We start from the raw sequence: 4,794 nt of genomic DNA on the forward strand, positions 1-4,794 counted from the left end.
CAGTCACACTCCGAGGCACCAGCGCATGATCGCCTTCTGCACGTGCAGCCGGTTCTCCGCCTCGTCGAAGACGACCGAATGCGGCCCGTCCATCACCTCGCTCGTCACCTCCTCGGCGCGGTGCGCCGGCAGGCAGTGCATGAAGAGCGCCTCCGGCTTCGCCGCCGCCATCAGCTCCGCGTTCACCTGATAGGGCCGGAGCAGCGAATGCCGCCGCTCCCGCGCGCTCTGCGGGTCGTGCATCGAAAGCCAGGTGTCGGTGACGACGAGATCCGCCCCCGCGACCGCCCGGAACGCGTCGCGCTCGATCTCGACCTTCACCCCCTTCGCGCGCGCGAAGGCGAGGGCCTCGGGCGCGGGATCGTAGGCCGCCGGCCCGGTGAAGACGAAGTCGAAGCCGAACTGCCCCGCCGCGTGCAGGAAGGAGGCGCAGACGTTGTTGCCGTCCCCCGACCAGACCACCCGCGCGCCCCGGATCGGCCCGCGATGCTCCTCGTAGGTCAGCACGTCGGCCATGATCTGGCAGGGATGGCTCGCGTCGGTCAGCCCGTTGATGACCGGCACCGTGGCGAAGTCGGCCAGCTCGTGCAGCACCGCCGGGTCGAAGGTGCGGATCATCACCATGTCGACGAAGCGCGACAGCACCCGCGCCGTGTCGGCGATGGTCTCGCCGTGCCCGAGCTGCATCTCGCTGCCCGAGAGCACCAGCGTCTCGCCGCCCATCTGCCGCACGCCGACGTCGAAGCTCACCCGCGTCCGCGTCGAGGGCTTCTCGAAGACGAGCGCCACCACCCGCCCGGCGAGCGCCGCCTCGTCGTCCGGCACCCCGCGCGGCCGCCCGGCGCGCGCCGCCTTCATCGCCGAAGCCTGGCCGAGGATCGCCCGCAACTCCTCGGCCGGCGTGGCGTGCAGATCGAGGAAGTGCCTCATGCCGCCGCCGCCTCGAGCGCCTGAGCCGCGGCGTCGAGCCGGCGCAGCCCCTCCTCGGCCTCCGCCTCGGTCAGGTTGAGCGGCGGCAGCAGGCGCACGACATTGTCCGCCGCCGGCACCACCAGCACCCGCGCCCCGTAGCCCGCCTTCACCACGTCGCCCGCCGGCATCCGGCACCGGAGCCCGAGCATCAGCCCCTCGCCCAGCACCGACTCGAAGACCTCCGGATGCGCCGCGACCAGCCCCTCGAGCCCCTGCCTGAGCCGCCCGCCGAGCCGGCTCACCTGGTCGAGGAACCCGGGCGCCGTCACGATGTCCATGACCGCGCAGCCCACGGCGCAGCCGAGCGGGTTGCCGCCGTAGGTCGAGCCATGCGTCCCCGTCGTCATCCCCGCCGCCGCCGCCTCGGTCGCGAGGCAGGCCCCGAGCGGGAAGCCGCCGCCGATCCCCTTGGCGATCGCCATGATGTCGGGCGTGATCCCGGCCCACTCGTGATGGAAGAGCCGCCCGGTCCGCCCCATGCCGCACTGGATCTCGTCGAGCACCAGCAGCAGCCCGTGCCGGTCGCAGAGCGCCCGGAGCGCGCGCAGATCCTCGGCCGGCAGCGCGCGGATGCCGCCCTCGCCCTGGATCGGCTCGACCAGCACCGCCGCCGTCTCCGGCCCCACCGCCGCCTCGACCGCCGCGACGTCGCCGAAGGGCAGATGGTCGAACCCCGGCACCACCGGCCCGAAGCCCTTCACCATCTTCTCCGACCCCGCCGCCGAGATCGCGCCGTAGCTGCGGCCGTGGAACGACCCCTCGAAGGCGATGATCCGGTTCCGCTCCGGCTCGCCCTTCGCGTCGAAATGCTTGCGCGCCATCTTGATCGCGCACTCGATCGCCTCGGTGCCCGAATTGGTCACGAAGACCGTGTCGGCGAAGGTCGCCGCCACCAGCCGCTCGGCCAGCGCCTCCTGGTTCGGGATGCGGTAGAGGTTCGAGGTATGCCAGAGCTTCCGCGCCTGCCCCTCGAGCGCCGCGACGAGCGCCGGATGCGCATGCCCGAGGATCGTCACCGCGATGCCGCCGCCGAGGTCGAGGTATCGCTCGCCCCCTTCCTCCACCAGCCACGGCCCCTCTCCCTCCACGAAGGAGAGCGGGGCCCGCGCATAGGTCGGAAGGACGGGCGGTATCACGATCCTGCTCCTTTGCGGCCGCAAACGCAAAAGGCCCCAGGCGCGGCCGAGGCATGGGGCGAGCCGCCGTTCTTGCAGCAAGGGTCGCCGCGAGTCAATTCGCGCCCCGGCATCCTCGCACGCGGCCCTTCGCGCCCGGAGCGACGGTCCATGTCCGGCTGCCTCGCCCTCCGGCCGCCCGACCCCGCGCTTGTAACCACGCGGTGCCGGCGCATATATTGTCTCCCGGCGTCCGACGCCCCGTAGCGCGGGACACCATCCTTGCCCGAACGGAGCCCTGTCCGACATGTCCTGGACCGACGAGCGTGTTGAAACCCTGAAGGCCATGTGGGCCGACGGCAAGAGTGCGAGCCAGATCGCCAAGGAGCTCGGCGGCGTCACCCGCAACGCGGTGATCGGCAAGGTGCACCGCCTCGGCCTCTCGAACCGCGTCGGCGCCGAGGCCGATGAGGCGTCCGCCGCCCCGGCCCCCGCCGAGGAAGTGCGCGAGCCGCTGGCCGAGACGCCCCCACAGCCCGCGCCGGTCCCGCCGCGTCCGGCGGCGCGCGACCCGATCCCGGTCGTTCGCCCCAAGCCGGTGCCCGGCCAGCCAACCCCGCCGCAGCCGAGCCATTCCGAGATCAGCGCCGAGGCGCTCGCAAACCTCGCCGAGGTCGCCAAGAAGGCCCGCCGCCTCGCGCTGATGCAGCTGACCGAGCGCACCTGCAAATGGCCGGTCGGCGACCCCGCGACCGACGACTTCTGGTTCTGCGGCCTGCCCTCGGTGCCGGGCAAGCCCTACTGCGAGACGCACGTGGCGGTGGCCTTCCAGCCGATGTCCGCCCGCCGCGACCGCCGCGCCGGCGGCCGCTAGGCCCGGCCCCGGGCGAACCGGGGCAGGGGACGAGCCCGGGGGAGGGGAGGAATGGAGACGCCGCTCAGGGGCAAGGTCGCGCTCGTCACCGGCGCCAGCTCCGGCATCGGCCGCGCGCTCGCCCGGATGCTCGGCGCCGAGGGCGCCCGCCTCGCCCTCGCCGCCCGCTCCGCCGACCGGCTCGCCGAAGTCGCCGCCTCGACCGGCGCCGAGACCCTCGTCCTCCCCACCGACCTCACCCGCCCCGAGGAGGTCGACGCCATGGTCGCCGCCACCCTCGAGCGCTTCGGCCGCATCGACGTCCTCCTCGCCAACGCCGGCATCTACGTCCCCGGCGACGTGGCGGACGGCGACCCCGCCCGCTGGGACGAGATGATCGCCGTCAACGTATCGAGCGTCTTCCGCGCCATCCGCGCCGCCCTGCCGGCGATGATCGCCGAACGCTCTGGCCACATCGTCGTGACGAGCTCGATCTCCGGCCACGCCGCGCTGCACTGGGAGCCGGTCTACAGCGCCACCAAGCACGCCATCCAGAGCTTCGTGCACGGCCTCCGCCGCCAGGTCGCCCCGCACGGCCTCCGCGTCGGCGAGGTCTCCCCCGGCATCGTCCTGAACGAGCTCTGGGGCTACACCGACCCGGCGCGGATCGCCGAGAAGGCCGCGGCCCACGCCGGCCTCCTCTCCGAGGACGTGGCCGACGCCGTGCGCTTCATGCTCACCCGCCCGGCCCGCGTCACCATCCGCGACGTCGTCATCCTGCCGCAGAACCAGGACATCTGACCCCCCGAGGAAGCCCGATGCTCCAGAACATCCCCGACCTGCCGAAGACCATGGCCTCCGTGATCTGCCACGCCCCCGAGGACTACCGCCTCGAGGAGATCCCGGTGCCGGAGGTCGGCCCAGGCGAGGTGCTGGTCAAGGTCGCCTCCGCCGGCATCTGCGCCAGCGACCTCAAGTGCTACCTCGGCGCCCCGCTCTTCTGGGGCGACGCCAGCCGCAAGGGCTACTGCCAGCCGCCGATCACCCCCGGCCACGAGTTCGTCGGCAAGGTCGTCGCCCTCGGCGAGGGGGCGGGCGAGAAGTACGGCCTCGAGATCGGCGACATGGCGGTCTCCGAGCAGATCGTGCCCTGCTGGAAGTGCCGCTTCTGCATGACCGGCAAGTACTGGATGTGCGCGGTCCACGACATCTACGGCTTCCGCCAGCGCACGCCCGGCGCCATGGCCGAGTACCTGAAGTTCCCCGCCGGCGCCCTCAACCACAAGGTCCCCTCGGGCATGCCGGCCCACCACGCCGCCTTCATCGAGCCGCTCGCCTGCTCGATCCACGCCGTCCAGCGCGGCAACATCGAGTTCCAGGACACCGTGGTCATCGCCGGCGCCGGCCCGCTCGGCCTCGGCATGTTCGCCGCCGCCCGCATGAAGCAGCCGGCGCTCCTCATCGCGGTCGACCTCAACGACGCCCGGCTCGAGATGGCCAGGCGCTGCGGCGCCGACATCGGCCTCAACCCGACCAAGGTCGACGTGGTCGACGAAGTCAGGAAGCTCACCGGCGGCTACGGCTGCGACGTCTACATCGAGGCGACCGGCCACCCCAAGGCGGTGGTCGACGGCCTGCACATGATCCGCAAGCTCGGCACCTTCGTCGAATTCTCGGTGATGCGCGAGCCGGTGACGGTCGACTGGACGATCATCGGCGACACCAAGGAGCTCGACATCCACGGCGCCCACCTCTCCCCGCACACCTACCCGGTCGCGATCCGCATGCTGGAGGAGGGCCGCCTGCCGATGGAGGAGATCGTCACCCAGCGCATGCCGCTCGCCGACTTCCAGA

Annotated in this window: 5 protein-coding genes; 3 read left to right on the top strand and 2 right to left on the bottom strand. The window is 72.4% G+C overall.

All coding sequences use genetic code 11. The features are described from left to right. Window positions 1-3 precede the first annotated feature (3 nt). Both argF and Q0112_RS13230 read right to left on the bottom strand, forming a co-directional pair. A complete protein-coding gene (gene argF / locus Q0112_RS13225; RefSeq protein ID WP_297976020.1) occupies window positions 4-930 on the bottom strand; it encodes an ornithine carbamoyltransferase in 927 nt (308 codons plus the stop codon). Next, on the bottom strand, window positions 927-2,108 hold the full coding sequence (locus Q0112_RS13230) for an aspartate aminotransferase family protein (protein ID WP_297976022.1): 1,182 nt from the start codon (window positions 2,106-2,108) through the stop codon (window positions 927-929). The genes argF and Q0112_RS13230 overlap by 4 nt, the downstream gene beginning before the upstream one ends. Window positions 2,109-2,394: 286 nt before the next feature. On the opposite strand from Q0112_RS13230, the gene Q0112_RS13235 reads away from it, so the two are divergent. The 3 genes from Q0112_RS13235 to Q0112_RS13245 form a co-directional block, all read left to right on the top strand. Next, the gene (locus tag Q0112_RS13235; protein WP_297976024.1) at window positions 2,395-2,961 is read left to right on the top strand and encodes a GcrA family cell cycle regulator; all 567 of its coding nucleotides are present in this window, start codon (window positions 2,395-2,397) and stop codon (window positions 2,959-2,961) included. 51 nt (window positions 2,962-3,012) lie between these two features. Beyond that, complete coding sequence (locus tag Q0112_RS13240) at window positions 3,013-3,741, top strand: SDR family oxidoreductase (protein WP_297976025.1); 729 nt, start codon at window positions 3,013-3,015, stop codon at window positions 3,739-3,741. Between the two features lie 17 nt (window positions 3,742-3,758). Further along, the coding region (locus Q0112_RS13245; RefSeq protein ID WP_297976027.1) for an alcohol dehydrogenase catalytic domain-containing protein at window positions 3,759-4,794 on the top strand (1,036 nt) is incomplete at its 3' end.

The sequence above is a fragment of the uncultured Amaricoccus sp. genome, from assembly GCF_937858865.1.
In the GTDB taxonomy this organism is placed as follows: Bacteria; Pseudomonadota; Alphaproteobacteria; order Rhodobacterales; family Rhodobacteraceae; genus Amaricoccus.